Here is a 21,801-nt window from a genome sequence, read left to right on the forward strand (position 1 = left end):
TAAGTCATCAGCTGGGGACAGCGCGAAGAGCAGAGGTTCCCCGCATCATTAGAACTAAGCGCTTTAGATACCGCCAAAGCGCTTGTAGAAGTGGGGCGCGGGTTCTGGGAGCGGGCCATCCGCCGTCTCTTGAGTCGCTGATAGAAACGCTTCAGCAGGCTCATGGATCTTTCGGTAGATATTACGGCACAGTACACGAGCCGATGTACCAACCCAGTCAGCAGGCAATAGCTTTTCAGGAAGACGAGGATCTTTAAGCAGCAAGCGGCGGTAGTGATGGATCATCAAAATACGCAGTTGGAAGCACTGCTCAGGGTCTAGCTCGGTCTCGCCCTCTAGTGCCCGCAGCAGCGGTCTAAAACGATCAAGAAAGGCTTGATAGCCCTGAGAAAGCTCTTCAAGGTTCCAGCACTCGTGCACAAGCTGTTTCAGCGGAGCTGAGGTAAGATTCTCGATGAGTGAAGCTTTCATATGAATGATATCGTTGCTAACACACAGCTCCTGCAACGTTTCGTTGATCTCAGCCATATCGGCCATCGGGTGAGCCATCACTCCGGGCGCAATGTTGCCAAAACCTTGCCACTCCAGCTCTTTTTTCAGCACTTTGCGCAGTTCGTTATCGAGCTGGGTGTTGATGAGTAGATCCCACTTACCTTGCCATTCGGGGTAGAGTTCGGCGTAAACACGCTTAAATGCACTCTCAAAGCGGCGTCGGCCTGTCTCGGTTAAGCTGTAATAACTGCGTCTACCCACCTGATTGGAGGTTAACCAGCCATCCTTGGTTAGCCGGAAAATTGATGTACGAACTAAACGCTGATTGAGCCCAAGTGGCTCAAGTAGCTGAATTAAGCTGCCGAGCCAAACTGACCCACCACGGGGCGCGATTGCATCACCGTAGATCGTGATAATGATAGAGCCACCCCGAATAGGTCGTTGATTTTTAAACTCTTCAATCAGCTCTTCTGCGTATTTTAGTTTCTTCATCTGATTCCTGTATCACTTCACTAGAGCGACTCAGTGGGCGTTTTAATAACAAAACTATTGCACTCAAAACGTTGTTATAGCGAAAAAACGTAACAAGCACCATATGAGGCACCATTTAATCTGTTCTCTTCGGTCTGATCGCGTAAAAATTGAGCATAAGCCTAAAGTATAAAGTGATACTCAATAGATGCTGATGTATTCTGTTTTGTATCATATGATGAAAAACATCAAGACACGGTTTTACGCAGAACCATATAGTCGTCAGCGTATGGCTATATGGCCGACTCATATTATCTTAGTGTTTGCTAAAGTTGCTTCGCTAATACGTAATTGAAGTCTTTCCAGTTTGGAAAATATCTTCTGCATGAGCTAAAGGTTATCCGTTTAAGTAATTCGGGTATCTTTTGATAAGCATCAACATTTTTAATGTTGGGGCCCTGATTATGTGATACAAAAAAACCGAGGGTTTACGTGTTTACTGTGCCCAGACAGAACGCATAGCGTTACCTAGCACAGCCGTAGCCCGAAGGATGATTCTAATAACAAACTAGCCATCAAAGTGGTGGTAATTTAGCCAGGAGAGCAGATCAATGATAAGAAGAAACTTCCTGAAAGTAGCAGGTGCACTGACACTAGGTATGGCACTGTCCGGTCAAGCTTCAGCAGAAACCGTTCTGCGTGTAGGCAGCTGGTTGCCACCAACTCACCCACAAAACGCCGTTGTATGGCCAACGTGGTCTAAGTGGGTTGAAGAAGCTACTGAAGGTCGCGTAAAGGTTAAGGTTGAGTATGGCCTAGGCCACCCGAAGACGATGTTTGACCTTGTGGAAGATGGCGCAATTGATGCCAGCTTCAGTTATCACGGTTACGTGCCAGGTCGCTTTAAGTTGACTCAAGGTATCGAGCAGCCATTGCTGGGTGTCAATGCAGAGGCCGCATCTGTAGCTCACTGGCGTGTGCACAACAAATACTTCGCGAAAGCTGAAGAGCACGATGGCGTTGAGCTGCTGGCGTTGTTTACGCACGGCCCGGGCCAAATCCACATGGCTGAACCGATCAAGAGCCTGGCTGATCTTAAGTCTAAGAAAATTCGTCTAGGTGGCGGTGTTCAAGGTGAACTTGGCAAGCGCATGGGCGTGACCGCTGTGGGCGCACCGGCTCCTAAAGTCTACGAGATGATGCAGCAGGGCGTTATCGATGGCGTATTCATCCCAATGAGTGAGCAAAAGTCACTGCGCTTGAAAGAAGTTGCGAAGAACGTTGTTCATCTACCAGGCGGTATGTACCTCGGTAGTTTTGCGATGTTCATCAACCCTGATTTCCTAGATGGCCTTAGCCAGAAAGATCGTGATGCGGTGATGGCTGTATCCGGCGAGAAGTTGTCGGCAATGGCCGGTAAGGCGTGGGATCAAGGTGACCGCGAGGGTGTTGAGGCTGCTAAGGCTGATGGCGTAAACATCATCGAAGTGGGCGCTGATGATAGCTTCGCGAAGGAGTTCCGCGAGCTTGTTGAGGGTATGGACGAAGAGTGGATCGAGAGCGTTAAGAGCCGTAAGGTTGACGCGAAGGCCGCACTTGCAGAGATGCGTGAAATTGCACGTAATTACGGCAAGTAAGGAGTCATTGTATGGCATTTAGTGCCTGGTTATCAGCGCACTATGAAGAGAAAGGGCCAATCAAATGGTTGGCCTTTGCTCTGGAATTAGTCGCCGCTTTAACGCTGTTCTTTTTGATGATTCTGACTTGCGCGGATGTCGTAGGTCGCTATTTCTTTGGTAATTCAGTTGATGGTGCAACCGAGCTAACCGAGATCGGTATTGCGGTTCTAGTATTCGCTGAGATGCCGGTTGTTACTTGGCGCGGTGGTCACGTCGTGGTCGATATTCTGGACCGGATGTGGGGCAATGTTGCTCTTAAAGCATTGGGTTTGCTATCTGCGCTGTTGATGTCTGGGTCTTTGTACTATCTAGGTGTGCGCATCTATCAGCTAGCCGAGCGCTCTCTTCGTCGTGAAGAGGTAACAGAGCTGCTCGAGTTGCCAGTCGGCTACATCGTTCAGTATATCGCTGTGATGAGCTGGCTAACGGCTGCACTAATGATCAGCTACGGCGTCTATCGCCTGTTCACGGAAGAGCGCAGCTGAGCCTGACCTCCAAAGTTTGTGTTTTATAGGTAACTTAGTATGACAACCGCTCTTATCGGTTTCGCGATACTGTTGTTCTTGATCGTGGTTATCCGTATCCCTATTGCCTTCTCTATGGGTATTGTTGGTTTTTTCGGTTTTGCGGCCGTCCAGGGATTAACGTTCGAAAACTTCGCGGATTTTAACTGGAAGCCAGCCTTGAGTATGGCGTCCAAACGTATCGTGGATACAGCACAGGAATACAGCCTGTCAGTTATTCCACTCTTTATTCTCATGGGTAACCTAGTGACCAAGTCAGGGTTATCGCAGGAGCTTTATCGCGCTTCCTATGCCTTTTTAGGGCATAAGAAAGGTGGTTTGTCGATGGCAACGGTCGTGGCCTGCGGTGGTTTTTCGGCGATTTGTGGCTCTAGCTTGGCAACTTCGGCAACGATGGCGAAGGTAGCGATGCCGCCAATGCGTAAGTACGGCTACGCGGATTCGCTGGCAACGGCATCTATCGCAGCCGGTGGTACGCTGGGTATTTTGATTCCGCCTTCAGTTATTCTTGTTATCTATGGCTTGTTGACTGAAACGAGTATCCGTGAGCTGTTTGCTGCAGGTTTCATTCCAGGATTCTTGGGAATCTTCCTCTATCTGATGGCAGTGAAGTACGTTGTTTGGCGTAACCCAGAAGCGGGTCCTTGTGGCGAGAAGTTCACGTGGAGCGAACGTCTGCAAGCGTTGAATGGCGTGTGGGGTGTATTAATACTCTTCACTATCGTTATGGGCGGTATTTACTTAGGTATCTTTACCCCAACTGAGGCTGCCGGTATTGGTGCCGGTGGTGCGTTTGTGATTGCGCTGGCGCGCAAGTCACTGTCCTTTGGTAGCTTGTTCGACATCTTAACAGACACCGCACGTACCTCAGCGATGCTGTTTTCGGTACTGATTGGTGCGTTGATCTTCTCGAACTTTATCAACCGTGCAGGCCTACCGGATGAGTTGCTGACCTTCGTTACCGGCCTCGATGTCTCTCCGATGATGGTTATTTTTGTCATCTTATTGGTTTACATCGTGCTGGGCATGGTATTTGAAAGCTTATCAATGCTGCTGCTAACGGTGCCAATCTTCTTCCCACTGGTGCAGAGTTTGGGCTTCGATCTTGTTTGGTTCGGTATTGTTGTCGTTGTTGTTACCGAAATCAGCCTGATTACTCCGCCTGTTGGTATGAACGTCTTTGTGCTTAGTGCTGTCCTTCGGGATATCAAAGCAAGCACTATCTTTAAAGGTGTTACGCCGTTCTGGTGTGCCGATATTTTGCGTCTGATATTGATCACGCTCATTGCACAGATATCGCTATTTTTACCAGAATTACTGTATCGATAGCTTTTACTCATAGGGTGCTGCGGCACCCTTTTTTATCCCTTATTGGTAGCCAATGTGCTGCCATATCTACCTGAGGTGACATTATGCTACCTGATGTAAAACGTATTCTTTATGCTTCTGATATTGAGTCAGGGTCGCGCCCTGCATTCCGTGCGGCGATCAGCATGGCAGGGCATTACGATGCGCAAGTGACTTTCTTAAACGTGATTGAGCCATTGAACTCTACTGCACGAAATCTTGTTAAAACGATGATGAGCGATGAAATGCTCAGCGAGATGCACGATGAGAGTGTTAATCACCTAAAGCAAAAGCTGGTGGAGCGTATCGAGCAGTTCTGCGACCAAGAGCTTGATGAATCTGAAAAGATGAAAGAAGGGCAGGTCGTTCCGCGTGTGGAAGAGGGAAGTGCCGACAAGGTGATTCTTGAGGTAGCGGATGAGATCAACGCCGATCTGATTGTCATGGGTACTCGCACCCACTCATCAGTAGGGCAGTTCTTCCTAGGCTCAACAGCGAATCGCGTGATGACTCACACTAAACGTCCCGTTTTGATTATTCCTCTTAAGTAACGTTTATCTACGATTTGGAAATAATCTTCTTCAACAGAAGTGCTTATTCTCCAAGATAGGATTCGGTATCTTGAATACCAATCAGAAAGGCCTGCTCATGTAGGCCTTTTCTATGCTGTATAACAGAGACAATCAGAATTTCAGGTAGGTGATAACCATGGCGAAGAAGCCGTTTGCATCCTCAGCGGATTTGGGTGAGAAAGTTGAAACGTTGGAAGTACTAGCAGAGGGTGTTTACGCTCTGACAGCGGAAGGCGATCCGAACGTCTGCGCGGTTGAAGGTGAAGACTTTATCGTTGCGTTTGAAGCGCGCGCTACACCAAAGGCTGCAAACGATTGGTTAGAGCAGCTACGTGAGCACACAGACAAGCCGGTTAAGTACCTTGTTCTTTCTCACTACCATGCGGTACGTGTGCTGGGTGCATCTGCTTACAACGCCGAATCTATTATCGCTCACGAAAAAACTAAGTTCTTGATCGAAGAGCGTGGCATGCAGGATTGGGCAAGTGAATTTGGCCGTATGCCCCGCTTGTTCCGTGAGCCAGATGGCATTCCTGGCCTGACGCATCCAGATATCGTGTTCAATGACCGTCTTGAGATTCCTCTGGGTGGCGATCGTGGTAGCTTGGTGTTGCAATACTGCGGCCGTGGCCACACGGCTGGCGATATCGTTGCTTGGTTACCAAAGCAAAAGATCTTGTTCGCAGGTGACTTGGTTGAAGCTGCTGCGGCACTTTACACCGGTGATGCATTCCACTTCGACTGGGCATCTGAAACACTCGACAACGTTAAAGCGTTCGAAGCGGAAGTACTGGTGGGTGGTCGTGGCGCTGTTGCGCATGGTCGCGAGGCGGTTGATGCGGCTATCGAGCAGACGCGTGGTTTCTTGAACGGCATGATCGAGAAAGTGGGCGAAGTCCACAAACGTGGCGGCACGCTGAAGGAAGCGTTTGAAGCGACACATGAACACCTAGAGCCAAAATTCGGCATGTGGCCGATCTTTGAGCACTGCCTGCCGTTTGACGTGCAGCGCCTGTGGGACGAGTTCGAAGGCACTGACTGGCCGCGTATTTGGACTGATGAGCGTGACCAAGAAGTTTGGGATCAGTTACAAGACTAATCTTATTTGCTTTTCAAAAGCCCTCGTTTGAGGGCTTTTTTATTTCCGAATCTAGGAAAATCGCCAAGACTTTCTTATAGTCTAACTTGGTTCAAACAAGGGGTAAGGCTGATGGATGTATTGGCGGCAATGGGTGTTTTCGTCAAGGTTGTTGACCTAAAAAGCTTCTCGCTTGCGGCAGCGGAACTTGGCGTGTCTAGCTCATCGGTTAGTAAGCAAATATCCCAGTTGGAGCAGCACGTCGGTGCCCGTTTGTTGCAGCGTACGACACGTCGTTTGTTCGTTACCGAGGTGGGTGAGGCCTATTACGAGAAGTGCCAAAACATCCTCGCTGAAGTCGAGGAGGCGGAGAGCCTTGTCTCCCAGTTGCAGGGTGAACCGCGCGGCATCCTCAAAATCACTTGCAACATGACGTTCGGTCAGATGCAGCTCTCCAAGGCCATACCCGAGTACATGCGGCTGCATCCTGATGTGAAAGTCGATGTGACGCTAGATGACCGCGCGCCGGATCTTATCCGCGATGGCTTTGATATGGCGATCCGTATCGCTGACCCGCATCTCCCTGACTCTAGCTTGGTGGCGCGTGAAATATCCAAAATACCGATGTATATCTGCGCGACGCCGCAATATCTTGAAGAACATGGCACACCGGAGTCCCCAGCGGCGCTGGTGGATCACAACTGTCTTATTTTCGTGCATGCAGCTAACGCCAATCAGTGGTCCCTGTTTAAGGCGGGGGAGCAGTCTACGGTGCAGGTGAGCGGTGATATGCGGGCCAATAATAGCCTTGTCGTGCGTGAATCTGCGTTACAACATCGTGGTATCGCAAACTTGGCTGATTTCGTGATCGAGCGCTTTGCAACGAGTGGTGATTTAGTTCGAGTATTTCCAAGCTACCAGCCTGAACGGTTGTCTATCTTCGCAGTTTACCCTGACCGCAAGTATATCTCACCGAAGGTCAGCTCGTTCATCTCTTTTTTCCAGCAGTGGTTAGCTGACCATCAGCTACAAAATTTGTGGGCTGACGGCTAAGTTTCTGAGGCTTTTCTTTCCTAATTAGAAACAATCTTCTTCGGGTGAACTGGATTATCCAGCGCATCGATTACGGTATCTTTGGTTTATCAAATGACAGTGGCACGTATGCGAATAGCGTGCTTGCCATATGTAAAGGAACTAAAGCGAGAGTAATTCGATGCTTAACACGTACAATTTCCCGGAATTCGATTATATCCGGTCGGCTGATCAGGATGCTGACCGCCCGGTAAAACATCCTGTTGTCATTATCGGAGCAGGTCCTGTGGGCATGGCGGCTGCGGTTGACTTGGCTCAGCACGATGTGCCGGTTGTCGTACTAGATGACAACAACACGGTGAGTGTCGGCTCCCGCGCGGTTTGTTACGCAAAGCGCTTTCTTGATATCTCCGACCGCCTAGGTGTCGGCCAGCGTCTGGTAGATAAAGGGGTGACATGGAACGTAGGGCGCGTTTTTCTCGATGAGGAGCAAATCTACAGCTTCAACATGCTGCCTGAAGACCACCATCGTCGTCCTGGGTTTATCAACCTGCAGCAGTACTATCTAGAAGAGTACTATGTTGATCGTATCAACCAGCTCGAAAAAGCGGACCTGCGCTGGAAGAACAAGGTGGTTAACGTGGCACAAAATGACGGCTACGTTACGTTATCTGTTGAAACGCCTGAAGGTGCTTACCAGATTGAGGCCGAATATGTTATCGCGTGTGACGGAGCTAACTCTCGTGTTCGCGCGATGTGTGGTCTTGAGTCGAAAGGCCAAATTTTCCAAGACCGCTTCTTAATCGCCGATGTGGTAATGGATCCTAAGAAGTTCCCGCCAGAGCGTTGGTTCTGGTTCAACCCGCCTTTCCATGAAGGCCAATCGACGCTACTACACCGTCAAGCTGATAACGTATGGCGTATCGATTTTGACTTAGGCTGGGATGCTGATCCTGAAGAGGAGAAGAAGCCAGAGAAGATCATTCCTCGCGTTAAAGCCTTCTTGGGTGATGATGTTGAGTTCGAACTGGAGTGGGCTTCCGTTTACACCTTCACATGCCGACGCATGGATAAGTTCCGCCACGGTAACATCTTCTTTGCCGGTGATGCGGCGCACCAAGTTTCGCCATTCGGTGCACGTGGTGCTAACTCCGGTATCGAAGACGCTGAGAACTTAGCGTGGAAACTCAAGATGGTTATGCAAGGCGATGCGGCGCCAGCGTTGCTGGATAGCTACTCGGATGAGCGTGTTTTTGCTGCTGATGAGAACATCCTTAACTCTACGCGAAGCACCGATTTCATCACGCCGAAAAATCAGATCAGCCGCGTGTTCCGAGATGCCGTTCTGAAACTGGCTAAAAACTATAGTTTCGCTCGTCCATTGGTGAATAGTGGCCGTTTGTCGGTTCCGCCATTTTTGACAGAGTCTCCGCTCAATACGCCGGATCAAGATAAGTTTAACTGTAAAGTCGTTCCTGGTGCGCCATGCACCGATGGCTCAATTCTGCGAGCGGGTAAAGAGGACTTCTTGCTGAGCTGTTTGGGTAATGTCTTTAATGGTTTGCTATATGCAGAGAGCGCCAGTGATCTAACACCTGAGTTGCTAGCGGAGCTTTCAAGTCTTGCTGAGCAGCCTGTGCCGATCAAAACGGTCGTGGTAGCGCCGCATGAACTTGCCGTTGAGTTGCCAAGTGGCGTGGAGCTTGTGGTCGATCAGTATGGTGTTGTGAAAGAGCGTTTGGATGCTGCGGCTGGGACTTTCTATTTGACGCGTCCTGATCAACTGGTCACCGCACGTATGCGCCAGTTCAATCGTGAGTCTGTTGTGGCTGCGCAACACAAAGCATTGGGTAAGTAAGGAATACACTATGAGTAAATTAATCACTGAGCCAAATCTTGCACGTCCAGATGACTTCTATCAGGTGTTGACGGATCTGCATCGCGACCTTACTGATGAACAGAGCGCAGATGTTAATGCGCGCCTCATTTTGCTACTCTCCAATCATATCGGCGATCACGATGTGCTGGAAGAGGCGATGAAAATTGCAAAAGAGCACCTAGTTTAAACCTGCCGTTTGTGCAACAGCCCAGCATTTGCTGGGCTTTATACGTTATGCACTCGAGAATTCGGAGTTGTTACAGATGATTCTATATGATTATTGCCGCTCCTCTGCGGCTTACCGTGTACGTATTGCCCTTAACCTAAAGGGACTTGCGTACAAGCAAATTCCCGTCAATCTGGTTACCGGAGAGCAGCGAGCAGAAGCGCATTTGGCGCGTAACGATCAAGGTTTGGTGCCGGTGTTAGTAGACCAAGGTGTTGAACTGACGCAGTCTTTGGCGATCTGTGAGTACCTCGATGATGCTTATCCTGAAACCGCTGCTTTGGTCTCTGGTTCTGCCGTTGCGCGTGCACAGCAGCGAGCATTTGCGCAAGCGATTGCATGTGATATCCACCCGATCAATAACCTTCGCGTTTTGCAGTATTTGGTTGGCGAGGTAGGTGCAACCGAGGAGCAGAAGTTGGCTTGGTATCGTCACTGGGTCGAGAAAACCTTTGCTGCGCTTGAAGCGAAACTGGTCGCTCGGCCTGAGCAAACCGCGTTCTGCTATGGTGATGTACCATCACTGGCGGATGTCTGCTTGGTTCCACAGGTCTTCAACGCTAACCGCTTTGAGGTGGATATGTCAGCATATCCAACGCTTGCTGCTGTTGATGCGCATTGCCAGAGCTTGCCGGCTTTTTCTGATGCTCACCCTGCCAAGCAACCCGGCGCTTAGTTAAATGGGGCTGAAGTTCTTCAGCCCTCTCTTCCTTGATGACGATGTTTGCCTATAATGCCAATATAGGGTTCCTTGGAGTGAACAAGTCATGACGCCTTTAACGGCACAAGCGCTACTTGAACTGATCCCCCTTGATCGGCTGAAAGAAGCTTCAACCTTTGGTGCACTGTCGGGTTCGGCAATCGAATACTTATTGCATAAAGGTTCGCTCCTGAAGCTATCAAAGGGCGAGGCCCTCTATCAATATGGCGACCCCGGCGGCTGCTTTTATGTTGTCTTAGATGGCGCACTTGCTTTCTATAAGCACCATGAAGGAAAAATGCTTTATATCCGCGACTTTTGTTTTGGTGAAGAGTTGGGCTTTATGGCGATGGTTGCGTTGCATCATCGTGTTGGAAGCGCAGAGGCCGCCGAGGATACTATCGTTCTTGAGGTCAGCTGCGGCCTTTTTCACGATCTTCACGATACGATGCCAGCTGATTTTGGCGTGCTGCTTTTAAACCTATCGCGAGAGATGGCTCGTGTTGTACGGGAGCTTGAGAATCGTATCGTCAAACTTGAGCTACCCGAGTAACGGGCGCGATTTCTAACCTACCGCTTCGCATAATGACCTGCTACAGTGGCGTGCCAACCCACTGAATAATGGAGAGTTTTATGAAGGCGGTCTTCCTTGATTTGCAAAGCTTAGATGATTTGGACTTGAGTGCGTTGGAAGCATCCGTCGATGAGTTGGTCACCTACATGGGGACAACCGCTGCTGAAGTGGCGGAGCGAATCCAGGATGCGGATGTTGTGATCACCAACAAAGTTGTCCTGAATGCTGAGCAGATAGCTGCAGCTAGCCAACTGAAAATGATCGCGGTGGTTGCGACTGGCGTGAACAATATCGATCTCGATGCTGCCAAACGCCGCAATATCGCTGTTTACAACTGCCAAGCTTATGGCGTGCCCTCGGTGGTTCAACATACGGTCAGCCTCATGTTGGCACTGCATACCAATTTGTTGAACTATGACCGCGCGGTGCGCGAGGGCGAATGGCAAAAATCGCCCCAGTTCTGTTTATTAGACTACCCCATTCGAGAGCTGGCTGGACGTACGTTAGGCGTGATCGGTTACGGTGCACTTGGGCGCGGTGTTGCGGAAATTGCGCGTGCGTTTGGTATGCAGGTGCTCGTAGCAGCACGTGATGAACATGATAAGCGCCCAGGTCGCTTGCAATTAGCTGACCTGCTGCCGCAGGTGGATGTATTAACGATCCACTGCCCCTTAACGGCTTCAACCCAAGATTTGATAGACGAGGCTGCTTTGGCACAGATGAAGTCTGATGCCGTGCTGATCAATGTGGCGCGTGGTGGTGTTGTGAATGAGTTGGCTTTGGCGGCCGCGCTACGTGAGGGGCGTTTAGCGGGTGCTGCGACAGATGTTCTAACGCAAGAGCCACCCACCGACGACAATCCACTCCTTGCAGGAGATATTCCGAACCTTATCGTAACACCGCATAGCGCGTGGGGCAGTAAGGAAGCACGCCAGCGCATCATCGGCCAAACGGCGGACAATATACTGGCATTTAAAGCCGATAAGGGCGGCTATCGCGTTGCGTAGAGGCTAAACCTTGACCTAGAACGGTGCGGGTGAGCTAATCGCGATAGGCTCACCTGTAATCGGATGCGTAAAGGCGATATGTTCGGCATGCAGTAGCAGGCGGTCGGCCAACGCCAGCGCTGCTTCATCGGCGTAGAACGCATCACCAGCGATAGGATGCCCTAGCCATTGCATATGGACACGCAGTTGGTGAGAGCGGCCTGTTACTGGGGTGAGAGCAACGCGCGTGGCTTGTGCTAGTCGCTCCATCACTTGCCAATGGGTGCAAGCGGATTTGCCATCCACCGGATCGACAATCTGTAGTGGCCGCCGCTCCCAATCACAGCGCAGAGGCTGCTCTATGATGCCTGCGTCCTCGGTTGGATGGCCGCTGATAATAGCTTGGTAGCGCTTACTGACCTGTCGCTGCTGGAACAGTTGGCTCATGGCAGCATGTGCTTGCGCTGTGAGTGCCATGACCATCACGCCGGATGTTGCATAGTCTAAGCGGTGCACAATACGAGCGGTGGGGTGACTTTGGTTGCGCACTCTGCGGCCTAAACAGTTCTGCTTATCAGGCCCTTTGCCGGGCACTGAGAGGACTTGATCGGGCTTGACGACTACGATCAGATGCTCATCTTCATAAAGTACCGGAATCATCTTTTCTTTTGCTTCTCAAACAGCGCCATTGTCTCGACATGAGAGGTTTGCGGGAACATATCCATCAGACCAACTTTTTTAAGCACGTAGCCCTTTTCGGCTAACAACTTGGTATCTCGTGCTAACGCTGATGGCTCGCAGGAGATGTACAGGATGCTCTGCGCACGGGCAGGGAGCTGCTGAATCAGTTCGTATGCGCCGGAGCGTGGTGGGTCGAGCAGGATTTTGTTGTATTTCGCTTTAAACCAAGGCGTGTGCTTGCTCGGTTCTGCGAGGTCGGCACAGTAGAAGGAGCAGTTTGTTAACTGGTTCTTTGCCGCATTTTGCGTGGCGCGCTCAACCATCTCTTTAACACCTTCAACACCGAGCACTTCACCGGCACGAAGTGCCATGGGTAGCGTGAAGTTACCCAAGCCACAGAACAGGTCTAAAACGGTATCGTCTTTACTAAGGTCGAGCCATTCCAGCGCCTGCTCGATCATCGCCTCATTCACGGTGCGATTAACCTGCAAAAAGTCGCCTGGGGTAAAGGTGAGTGACAATTTACGATCCATGACAGCGTAGCTTAGCGGCTGTGGTGCACGTAACGGCTCCATGCCTTGATCCGTTTGCAGGAAAATATGGCAGTCCTGTACATCGGCAAAGGCGGCGACACGCTCGCGATCATCGTTCGAGAGGGCAGGCTTGCAGCGCAGTGTTACGGCCACCGTGGCATCACTCGCTTGAAGCTCGGCATGTGTTATCCGCTTTGGATGATCAAGTGTTTCCAGTAGATCGCGCAATGGGGCGATTAAAGCGTTGAGTGGGTCGACCAGGACCGGGCAGGTATCTATGTTGAGTAGCTTGCTACTTTTACGGCGACGAAAACCGACGATGATCTCACCGTTGCGCTGCAACTGATTGACCCCTAAACGTGCCGCCCGGCGATAGCCTGTAGGCGTTGACGTTATCGGTTGTACAATTGTTTGCGGTGTTGTGCCCCCAATGCGCTGTAGCTGCGCTAGCACACTCGCTTCTTTATCAACAATCTGTTGTGGCGCGGCTTGATGCTGGATCTGGCAGCCGCCGCACTCAGCGTAATGGTGACAGACCGGCACGGTGCGGTGCTCAGAAGCAACATCTATGGCAGTGACTTCCGCTTCATCAAAGCGCTTATGCCGCTGCGTCAGGGTTGCGGTCACTGTTTCATTGGGAAGGGCACCGCTGACAAAAATGGTTTTTCCCTCGTGCCGAGCGACACCCCGGCCGTCATGGCTGAGTGACTCAATCTGCAAGGTGATTGGTGTGGTATCGAGGGTAGGTTTTTTTTCCGCAGGGCGGCCAAATCGAATCGGTCGGGATTTCATGGAGACTCTCTATGTTTGATGCGCGCATTCTAGCACAAGCTTATCTGTTATAGTGTGGCCTCTGTTGAGTCTTGAAGTATGAGGTTTTAGCCGTGAGTGAGCATCCGTTCGCACCGTTTGTACGCATTTTGGGAAAAGGAAAAACGGGCTCCCGCTCGCTAACGCGAGAGGAGGCCCGAGACGCGATGACCATGATCCTTCAAGATGAAGTGCGTCCTGAGCAGTTAGGTGCGTTTCTGATGCTGTTGCGAGTAAAAGAGGAGGCACCGGAGGAACTCGCAGGCTTCGTTGATGCGGCACGTGCGGTGGCTTGTGCACCTGAGTCGCTGCATGTTGATCTAGATTGGTCGAGTTATGCCGGCAAAAAACGCCAGCTTCCGTGGTTCTTGTTAGCAGCGTTTGTGCTTGCTGAAAATGGCGAGCGTATTTTTATGCACGGCGTAAAAGGCCACACGGCGGGGCGTATCTATACCGAGGATATGTTGCAACTGTTCGGTTTGCAGCCTTGTCATGATTGGCAAGCGGTTAGTCAGTCGCTGGACTCACATGCTTTTGCGTTTATGAGCATCGATACGCTAGTGCCTAAGCTCGGCGATATTATCGAACTACGGAACATCTTTGGTTTACGCTCGCCCGTGCACACGCTATGCCGCCTGATTAACCCGCTGCAGGCTGAATATACCGTCGATGGTGTATTCCATCCGGCCTACGCCCCCATGCACCAGCAGGCGAGCTACCTGTTGGCGATGCAGAACAGCTTAACCATCCGTGGTGACGGTGGCGAAGCAGAGTTAAAACCTGATAGTGATTGCGAGGTACGCTGGATTCGCCAAGGGGAACTGTCGGATACCACATGGTCACGTATCTACGAGCGCCGATTAGTTAAGGACCCAAGCCTCGATGTAACCTTGTTACCTGCCGTTTGGCGTGGTGAGAAAAGCCATCAGTATGGAGAGGGAGCGGTGATCACGACACTTGCAGCCGTGCTTTTGTTGCGTGGGCGTGCTGCCGACCACGCTGAGGCGGTCGTTCAGGCGACCTCCATGTGGGAAAACCGCTCCCGCGAGCGGTTTCAGTAACCCAACGATTTAGTCGCGGCGCAGTTTATCTGAGATAGCGATAGGTGATGGATAGTTAAAGATGACCACATAGGTCGATATCAAAAAGGTCAGGATTGCGGTTGCCTGTATAACGTGTGATGCAACCTGACCAATCATCGCTGAACCTGCCGCAATATAGGCGATCAGTAGTGAAAATTCGCTAATCTGCCCTAGGCGAAAGCCAACTTCCCATGCCATTTTGTCGTTCTCTTTGATCGTGCGGAGCAGAAAACGGAACACCAGTGGTTTTAAAGCAATCACCGCAATCGCGAGCAGTATTGATGGGACGATAATCTCGCCAACTAAACCAAGATTGAAGCTTGCGCCGACCGAGAAGAAAAACAAGATCAAGAAGAAGTCACGCAACGGTTTTAAGCTGGTTGCGATATATTGAGAGATCGGACTGGTGGCTAATGCAACACCTGCAAAGAATGCGCCCATCTCGGCGGATAAGCCCATCGCTTGTGCGGCTTCTGCCATCCCCAAACACCAGCCGATGGCGAGTAAAAAGATATACTCATGGAAGCGGTCGAAGCGTTGGATAAGTTTCAGTACAACGTGCTTAACCAGCAGAAGGCCCATAATGATCAGAACGGGCAGCGCGAGGAGTGGCTTCACCATGCCAAACCAACTGGTATCTTCTGATTGCCCGCTGTAAAGCACCAGTAGCACGATGATTGCTATAACGTCTTGCAATAGCAGCAAGCCAACAACTAACTCGCCGGTATGTCGGTGGTGTAGCACGGTTGTGGGTAGCAACTTAATCCCAATAATGGTGCTAGAAAACATCAATGCAGCACCAATAATCACCGCTTCAAGTTGGGTGAAGCCAAACAGCACGCCAGCACCATAGCCGATCGCCATGAATATCAGTGAGCTACCTAACGCGACCCATGTGGCTTTTTTTAGCATCTGCACAAGGTGAGAAGGCTGCATGTCTAGACCGAGTAGGAAGAGCAGAAAAATAATCCCGATATGTGAGATGTCGGTCATGAGTGCCGTATCAGAGATGCTGCCGACACCGTAAGGTCCTAAAATTGCACCAATCACAATGTATGCAACGAGCAGAGGCTGGCGCGTATAGAGTGCGGCAGATGCCAGCACGGCAGCGCCGGTGAAGATCAGAAAAAAAGAGAAAACTATCGAGTGCTCAGCCATTTAGGGCGTCCCTGAGTTGTGATGCGTATAGTTTATCAGATGCTATTTACTGTTTCGAAGTGGTTTTACTGCAAGGTGATTGTTTCAATAATGGCGTCGTGTGTTTAATAACTGATAAATTTACTCAGGTATGTGAAAGGTGTATCCTATATCGAAAATCGCTAACAGAATTTTAGGTACTACTGCATGGCACTCTCAATTACCGTAACGGAAGGCGCGGAAGACTATCTCGCTGAGCTACTCGAAAAACAAGATGTTGAAGGCATCGCGGTGCGTATGTTTGTGACTCAACCTGGCACACCATACGCGGAAACGTGCTTAGCGTATTGTCGCCCGGACGAAGTTATTGAAGATGACGAAGTTCTTGAGTTAACGAAAATCCGCTTTTATTTTGAAAACAACAGCTTGCCATATCTTGAAGAGGCAATTGTTGATTACGCGCAAGACCGTATGGGCGGGCAGCTAACTATTAAAGCCCCCAATGCGAAGATGCCGCGAGTATCTGCTGACAGCCCAATGAGCGAGCAGATTAACTATATTCTCTATTCTGATATCAACCCTGGTCTGGCATCGCACGGTGGCGAGGTAAAGTTGGTTGAGCTGGTTGAAGAGACTGACGGGTACATCGCTGTGTTGCAGTTTGGCGGTGGTTGCCAAGGCTGTAGCGCGGTCGATTTGACACTTAAAGATGGTGTTGAAAAAACGTTAATGGAACGCTTACCTGGCTTGCTTGGTGTGCGCGATGTTACGGATCACACTGTAACTGATAACGCGTATTACAAATAAGTATCTCACAGCGCCTCGGTTTGATGGGGCGCTTTATACCGCTTGACCCCCTATCTCACTGCCTATTATCACTTTTAGTACAGAAAACCTGACAATTTAATTCATAAATACGCTTGTTTTCTGTGTTAGTAGTCCCATATTTAATATTCAGACGTATAAAAGTTGTAGTTTTCGTTTTTTCGCGCCTTAACACTTTTTAGAGGGCGCCCTGCAGAGAGGCCATGCCAATTATGGATCAGTTCGAAGTTGCCGACGAGGTAATCAATGTAGAGCTTCCCGTGCTGCCGCTACGTGATGTTGTTGTTTATCCTCATATGGTCATCCCACTTTTTGTTGGCCGAGAGAAGTCCATCGAAGCGCTAGAAGCTGCGATGGAATCAAATAAAGAGATTCTGCTTATCGCTCAGAAGAACGCATCTGAGGATGAGCCAACTGCCGACGACCTTTTCGAAGTCGGCACTGTAGCGAGCGTCCTGCAGATGCTCAAGCTGCCGGATGGCACCGTAAAAGTATTGGTAGAGGGTGACTATCGAGCTAAGATTCAGAGCTTAGAAAGCTACGAAGGCTACTTCATGGCCGAAGTGCAAAGCTTGCCTGTTGAATCACTCAAAGAGGCCGAAGGCGAAGTTTACAAGCGCACGGCACTTGAGCAGTTTGAGCGCTTTATCCAGATCAACAAGAAGATCCCATCTGAGGTACTAACCTCTTTGCAAGGTATCGATGATATTGGCCGTTTGTCCGACACGATTGCCGCGCACATGACACTCAAGCTTGATGAGAAACAAGTCATCCTAGAGATGCTAGACAGCCGTCAGCGTCTTGAGCACCTGATGTCTCTGATGGAAGCTGAAATTGATCTGGTTGAAGTCGAGAAACGCATCCGTGGCCGTGTTAAGAAGCAGATGGAGAAGAGCCAACGCGAGTACTATCTGAATGAGCAGATGAAAGCCATTCAGAAAGAGCTTGGCGATCTTGACGAAAACGGCACCAGTGACATCGAAGAGCTGAAAAATCGTATTGATTCAGCCGGTATGCCAAAAGAGGCTTACGATAAAACGATTGCCGAATACAACAAGCTGAAAATGATGTCGCCAATGTCTGCTGAAGCGACCGTTGTGCGCGGCTACATCGATTGGATGTTGCAGCTACCGTGGAATAAGCGCTCCAAAGTGCGCCACGATATGAAACGCGCTGAACAGATTCTTGATGAGGATCATTTCGGTCTTGAGGAAGTGAAAGAGCGTATCCTCGAGTACTTGGCGGTGCAGAAGCGCGTTAAAAAGCTCAAAGGTCCGATTCTTTGTTTGGTAGGGCCTCCGGGTGTGGGTAAAACGTCTCTTGGCCGCTCGATTGCGCGCGCGACTAACCGTAAGTATGTTCGCATGGCGTTAGGTGGGGTGCGCGATGAGGCGGAGATCCGGGGACATCGCCGTACCTACATCGGTTCAATGCCGGGTAAGCTAATCCAAAAAATGGCTAAGGTTGGCGTTCGCAATCCTCTGTTCTTACTTGATGAGATCGACAAAATGGGCATGGATCAGCGTGGTGATCCAGCGTCTGCCCTGCTTGAGGTACTCGACCCAGAACAAAATGGCACCTTTAACGACCACTACTTGGAAGTCGATTACGACCTTTCCGATGTAATGTTCGTATGTACATCGAACTCCATGAACATTCCGGGTCCATTGCTTGACCGTATGGAGCTGATTCGTATTCCGGGTTATACGGAAGATGAGAAGTTAAATATTGCGCGTAAGTATTTGGTTCCAAAGCAGATTAAGCAAAACGGGTTGAAGCCAACCGAGCTCGAACTAACCGATGATGCGATCTTGGCCTTAGTACGCTACTACACGCGTGAAGCAGGCGTACGTGGATTGGAACGCGAGATCGCTAAGATTTGTCGTAAGGTCGTTAAAGAGATCTCACTGGGCAAAGCGAAAGCACCTATTACGATTCAGCCGGACGCGTTGGAAGAGTACAGCGGTGTTCAGAAGCACAAGTTTGGTCTAGCGGAAGAGAAAGATCAGGTTGGTCATGTGACAGGCTTGGCTTGGACGCAGGTAGGCGGCGATATTCTGAGTATCGAAGCAACGGTAGTACCGGGTAAAGGCCGTCAGGTGACAACGGGTAGCCTGGGTGATGTTATGAAAGAGTCGATCCAAGCTGCATTGACGGTTGTACGCAGCCGAGCGATCGGTTTAGGTATCAAAAGCGACTTCCATGAAAAGCAAGACGTGCATATTCACGTACCAGAGGGTGCAACACCTAAAGATGGCCCAAGCGCCGGTATCGGTATGTGTACGGCGTTAGTTTCGGCCTTAACTGATATCCCAGTGAAGTCAGATGTTGCCATGACCGGGGAGATTACCTTGCGTGGACAGGTGCTTCCGATTGGCGGTTTGAAGGAGAAATTACTCGCAGCACACCGCGGTGGCATCAAGACAGTTATCATTCCTGATGAAAATCAACGTGACCTGAAGGAAATACCTGATAACATTAAAGCTGATCTGACTATTTGTCCGGTGAAGTGGATTGATGAGGTGCTGGATATCGCACTGAAATATCAGCCAGAGCCACTGACGGAAGAACCGGTTGATCACACTTCATCCAAAAAAAAATCTAAGAAATCCAGTGCGGCGCAAATAAAGACGCATTAATCGCAAACATAGGCAGAATCAGGGGTGTAGAGCTTGACACCCATTTCTGCCAGTTGGTATAAAGTGCGAGATATTTGTGCTGAGCATGGACTACAGAACATAAAAAATAATCGACTCGATAAAGGGGAACATCGTGAACAAGTCTGAACTGATCGACGCTATCGCAGCTTCTGCAGACATTTCAAAAGCAGCTGCCGGTCGCGCATTGGACGGCGCCCTGGACGCTGTGACTTCTACACTACAGAAAGGTGAATCTGTAGCTTTAGTTGGTTTTGGTACTTTTTCTGTTAAAGAGCGTGCTGCACGTACAGGCCGTAACCCACAGACTGGTAAGCCAATCGAAATTTCAGCAGCTACTCTGCCTACATTCAAACCAGGCAAAGCACTGAAAGACGCAGTAAACAAGTAAACTCTTTTTGCCTGGCCGCTTGACGGCCAAGCCTAAGGTCAGGGAGCGGTAGTTCAGTTGGTTAGAATACCTGCCTGTCACGCAGGGGGTCGCGGGTTCGAGTCCCGTCCGTTCCGCCAGACAGAAAAGGCGCATTCAGGAGAATGCGCCTTTTTTTTGAAGTTTTGGATTTTTAAGGTGAGCCATGCTGCAATCAATCCGAGATAACTCTCAAAGTATTGTTGCCAAGATCATTGTTGGTTTAATAATCGTTACCTTTGCACTATTTGGTGTTGAGTCTCTAGTAAGTTTGACGGCGGGTTCTGATGCGCCGGCAACAGTTAACGGCGAAGAGATTACTCAACAGGAGTTTTATCAGGCAACTGAGCTGCAGCGTCGTCAACTGCTATCCCAGATGGGAGAAAATGCAGATCCAACCTTGCTGGATGAGAATCTCATTCAAAACATGGTGTTGGATTCGCTTATTGAGCAAAAAACGCTTCTTTTAGCGGCTCAAGATCAGGGCTTACTGATCTCTGATCGTATGATTGATCAGATGATCGTCAGCACGCCAGATTTCCAACTTGACGGTAAGTTTTCAGCTGAACAGTTCGAGGCTGTGCTGCGCAACGTTGGCCTCACACCGCTGATGTACCGTGATTTAATGCGCAAAGAGCGCTTAATTCAGCAGACTAAAAATGCGATTGAATTCTCTGCTTTTAGCACATCAGGTGCAGTAGAGCAGCTAGTGGCGCTTGATCGTCAAACACGTAGCTTTAGTTACTTCCCACTCTCTCTCGAGCAAGCAAAGCAAAGCGTTAATGTCACGGACGCTGAAGTAGCGGCACGATACGAAGAGCAAAAAGACAGCCTGTTGACCGATGAGCAGGTTGTTATCGAATACATCTTATTGGACAAGCTCGCATTGCGTGACACCATTTCGGTGTCCGAAGATGACTTGCGTGCGCAATATGATCAACTACTCGCATCATTTAAAGCTGAAGAGCAGCGCCCTGTTGCCCACATTTTGGTTGAAATTAACGGGGATGTTGATGAGGCAGCAGCTCTAGCTAAAGCCAACGACCTTAAGGCTCAGTTAGACGCTGGTGTTGACTTCGCTGAGCTTGCTAAGGCTGAGTCAGACGATATTGGCTCTGCTGCATCTGGTGGTGATCTTGGTGTGAATGGTAAAGGCGTATTTGTTTCTGAGTTCGAAGATGCAATGTTCGCCTTGGACGCTGGAGCGATCTCTGAGCCTGTTAAAACTGAATTTGGCTATCACGTTATCAAAGTAGGTGAATTGTCTGAAAAGACACCTCCAACCTTCGCAGAAGCTAAGTTTGATCTAACTGACGAAGCGACAGACAACAAAGTTGAAGCTCTGTATGTGGAGAAGCTGGAGCAGTTAGCAGATGTGTCCTTCTCTTCAGGTGATCTTATTGAGCCTTCAGAAGTATTGGATATTGCCATCGAAACAGCTGCGCCATTTTCGCGTAACGGTGGCGATAATGCGGTGACTGAGAATAAGCGTGTTATCGATGCAGCGTTTAGTGCCGAACTGATCCAAGACGGCGTTAACAGTGCGCCGATCGAACTAGATAGTGACCGCACGGTTGTTATCCGTGTCAAAGAGCACCAGCCACCGCGCCCACAGGCGCTGGAAGAAGTTGCTCAGCTGCTGAAAGAAACGCTACAGACAGAGAAAGCTGCAGCGGTTTTGAAGGAGCAGGCTGACGCTGCAGTAGCGGCATTGCAGGAGGGTAGCGATATCAATACCGTTGCTGCTGGCCGTGCTGTTTCCAATGAAGAAAACGTCTCCCGTACCGCGAGCGAAATCGATCCAGCGTTATTACAGCAGGTGTTTGCAATGGCAAAACCTGTTGCTGGTAAGGCAACAACGGGTACCGCTGAGCTATCAGATGGCAGTCTGGCGGTTGTGTCGCTTACCGGCGTTACAGTGCCGACGGCAGAGATATCTGCGGATGAGCAACGCTTTATTGAAGGCTTCTTGCAGTCCCGAGTTGGGCAGCAGGAATACCAAGGTGCCGTTGAAGTTTTGAAAGATGCAGCTGTAGTTGAAAAACTGTAGCTGATATTTCGTATAAAAAAGCCCCGCTAAGCGGGGCTTTTTTTGTGGATGTTTTGG

The 21,801-nt window shown here is 49.9% G+C and carries 20 protein-coding genes and 1 tRNA gene; 17 read left to right on the plus strand and 4 right to left on the minus strand.

Annotation, left to right across the window (positions count from 1 at the left end; genetic code table 11):
- Positions 1–63: 63 nt before the first annotated feature.
- Positions 64–984 (minus strand): phenylacetic acid degradation operon negative regulatory protein PaaX, encoded by a 921-nt coding sequence (gene paaX / locus EOE65_RS02985; RefSeq protein WP_127692804.1) that lies wholly within the window; start codon positions 982–984, stop codon positions 64–66.
- Positions 985–1,574: 590 nt separating this feature from the next.
- Here paaX and dctP point away from each other — a divergent pair.
- From dctP to EOE65_RS03040, 11 genes are all read left to right on the plus strand, one after another.
- Positions 1,575–2,600: a TRAP transporter substrate-binding protein DctP gene (dctP, locus tag EOE65_RS02990; protein ID WP_127692805.1), complete on the plus strand. Its 1,026-nt coding sequence runs from the start codon at positions 1,575–1,577 to the stop codon at positions 2,598–2,600.
- An 11-nt stretch (positions 2,601–2,611) separates the two neighbouring features.
- Positions 2,612–3,127, plus strand: coding sequence for a TRAP transporter small permease (locus tag EOE65_RS02995; protein ID WP_127692806.1), 516 nt, complete (start codon positions 2,612–2,614; stop codon positions 3,125–3,127).
- A 39-nt stretch (positions 3,128–3,166) separates the two neighbouring features.
- Positions 3,167–4,495 carry a TRAP transporter large permease gene (locus EOE65_RS03000; RefSeq protein ID WP_127692807.1) on the plus strand — a complete coding sequence of 443 codons (1,329 nt, stop codon included), beginning with the start codon at positions 3,167–3,169 and terminating at the stop codon, positions 4,493–4,495.
- Between the two features lie 83 nt (positions 4,496–4,578).
- Positions 4,579–5,064, plus strand: a complete 486-nt coding sequence (locus EOE65_RS03005; RefSeq protein WP_127692808.1) for a universal stress protein — start codon at positions 4,579–4,581, stop codon at positions 5,062–5,064.
- A gap of 157 nt (positions 5,065–5,221) precedes the next feature.
- Entirely contained in the window at positions 5,222–6,184 is a 963-nt protein-coding gene (locus EOE65_RS03010; protein WP_127692809.1) for an MBL fold metallo-hydrolase, read from the plus strand.
- A gap of 111 nt (positions 6,185–6,295) precedes the next feature.
- Entirely contained in the window at positions 6,296–7,216 is a 921-nt protein-coding gene (locus EOE65_RS03015; protein WP_127692810.1) for a LysR family transcriptional regulator, read from the plus strand.
- A gap of 160 nt (positions 7,217–7,376) precedes the next feature.
- Positions 7,377–9,053 (plus strand): FAD-dependent oxidoreductase, encoded by a 1,677-nt coding sequence (locus EOE65_RS03020; protein WP_127692811.1) that lies wholly within the window; start codon positions 7,377–7,379, stop codon positions 9,051–9,053.
- Positions 9,054–9,063: 10 nt separating this feature from the next.
- Positions 9,064–9,261: a DUF2783 domain-containing protein gene (locus EOE65_RS03025; protein WP_127692812.1), complete on the plus strand. Its 198-nt coding sequence runs from the start codon at positions 9,064–9,066 to the stop codon at positions 9,259–9,261.
- A 76-nt stretch (positions 9,262–9,337) separates the two neighbouring features.
- Positions 9,338–9,976: a maleylacetoacetate isomerase gene (gene maiA / locus EOE65_RS03030; protein WP_127692813.1), complete on the plus strand. Its 639-nt coding sequence runs from the start codon at positions 9,338–9,340 to the stop codon at positions 9,974–9,976.
- A 91-nt stretch (positions 9,977–10,067) separates the two neighbouring features.
- Positions 10,068–10,553 carry a Crp/Fnr family transcriptional regulator gene (locus EOE65_RS03035; RefSeq protein ID WP_127692814.1) on the plus strand — a complete coding sequence of 162 codons (486 nt, stop codon included), beginning with the start codon at positions 10,068–10,070 and terminating at the stop codon, positions 10,551–10,553.
- A gap of 80 nt (positions 10,554–10,633) precedes the next feature.
- Positions 10,634–11,581 carry a 2-hydroxyacid dehydrogenase gene (locus tag EOE65_RS03040; RefSeq protein ID WP_127692815.1) on the plus strand — a complete coding sequence of 316 codons (948 nt, stop codon included), beginning with the start codon at positions 10,634–10,636 and terminating at the stop codon, positions 11,579–11,581.
- Positions 11,582–11,596: 15 nt separating this feature from the next.
- Here the strand turns inward: EOE65_RS03040 and EOE65_RS03045 are convergent, their stop codons facing one another.
- The gene (locus EOE65_RS03045) at positions 11,597–12,220 is read right to left on the minus strand and encodes an RluA family pseudouridine synthase (RefSeq protein ID WP_127692816.1); all 624 of its coding nucleotides are present in this window, start codon (positions 12,218–12,220) and stop codon (positions 11,597–11,599) included.
- Entirely contained in the window at positions 12,217–13,566 is a 1,350-nt protein-coding gene (gene rlmD / locus EOE65_RS03050; protein ID WP_127692817.1) for a 23S rRNA (uracil(1939)-C(5))-methyltransferase RlmD, read from the minus strand. The genes EOE65_RS03045 and rlmD overlap by 4 nt, the downstream gene beginning before the upstream one ends.
- Positions 13,567–13,658: 92 nt before the next feature.
- Between rlmD and EOE65_RS03055 the strand changes: the two genes are divergently transcribed.
- Positions 13,659–14,645, plus strand: a complete 987-nt coding sequence (locus EOE65_RS03055; protein ID WP_127692818.1) for a glycosyl transferase family protein — start codon at positions 13,659–13,661, stop codon at positions 14,643–14,645.
- Between the two features lie 9 nt (positions 14,646–14,654).
- Here the strand turns inward: EOE65_RS03055 and EOE65_RS03060 are convergent, their stop codons facing one another.
- Entirely contained in the window at positions 14,655–15,824 is a 1,170-nt protein-coding gene (locus tag EOE65_RS03060; protein ID WP_127692819.1) for a cation:proton antiporter domain-containing protein, read from the minus strand.
- A 186-nt stretch (positions 15,825–16,010) separates the two neighbouring features.
- Here EOE65_RS03060 and nfuA point away from each other — a divergent pair, with 186 nt between their 5' ends.
- The 5 genes from nfuA (at position 16,011) to EOE65_RS03085 (ending at position 21,744) form a co-directional block, all read left to right on the plus strand.
- Positions 16,011–16,610 (plus strand): Fe-S biogenesis protein NfuA, encoded by a 600-nt coding sequence (nfuA, locus tag EOE65_RS03065; RefSeq protein ID WP_127692820.1) that lies wholly within the window; start codon positions 16,011–16,013, stop codon positions 16,608–16,610.
- Positions 16,611–16,840: 230 nt separating this feature from the next.
- Positions 16,841–19,267, plus strand: coding sequence for an endopeptidase La (lon, locus tag EOE65_RS03070; RefSeq protein WP_127693145.1), 2,427 nt, complete (start codon positions 16,841–16,843; stop codon positions 19,265–19,267).
- Positions 19,268–19,400: 133 nt separating this feature from the next.
- Positions 19,401–19,676 (plus strand): HU family DNA-binding protein, encoded by a 276-nt coding sequence (locus tag EOE65_RS03075; RefSeq protein ID WP_127692821.1) that lies wholly within the window; start codon positions 19,401–19,403, stop codon positions 19,674–19,676.
- Between the two features lie 42 nt (positions 19,677–19,718).
- Positions 19,719–19,795, plus strand: a tRNA-Asp gene (locus EOE65_RS03080).
- Positions 19,796–19,860: 65 nt separating this feature from the next.
- Complete coding sequence (locus EOE65_RS03085) at positions 19,861–21,744, plus strand: SurA N-terminal domain-containing protein (protein ID WP_127692822.1); 1,884 nt, start codon at positions 19,861–19,863, stop codon at positions 21,742–21,744.
- Positions 21,745–21,801 lie beyond the last annotated feature (57 nt).

The organism is Neptunomonas marina, assembly GCF_004005935.1.
Taxonomy (GTDB): Bacteria; Pseudomonadota; Gammaproteobacteria; order Pseudomonadales; family Balneatricaceae; genus Neptunomonas; species Neptunomonas marina.